At 39.2% G+C, this 268-nt stretch carries 1 pseudogene; it reads left to right on the top strand.

Annotated elements, in window-relative coordinates:
• Positions 1-235, top strand: a pseudogene (locus MTCD1_RS19315) (methylenetetrahydrofolate reductase); the annotation flags it as partial.
• Positions 236-268 lie beyond the last annotated feature (33 nt).

The raw sequence follows: 268 nt of genomic DNA, 5'->3' as shown, positions 1-268 counted from the left end.
AGATACGGAAGTATTTTGGGGCCTGAGTCCGATCCACAGCGAAACCAGTAAATCGTACTGGGAAAATAAAAACGATGTGGTTTTTCCAAGTGATTTCGAACCGACAAAAGAGTGGAATATTAAGTTTGGCCGAGCCATGATCAAAAAGGTGCAAGCCAAAGATGATAATGTCTACTTTATGCCAATCAGAGCCAACGTTAGTGAATACCTTAATAAATTACTCGCCGAAGATTAATCTGATTACAATGTCGTGATCACGATATAAAAG

This window comes from Colwellia marinimaniae, from assembly GCF_002207865.1.
GTDB lineage: Bacteria > Pseudomonadota > Gammaproteobacteria > Enterobacterales > Alteromonadaceae > Colwellia > Colwellia marinimaniae.
Note: the sequence above shows the minus strand (reverse complement) of the source record. Positions and strands in the feature narration are given on the sequence as shown.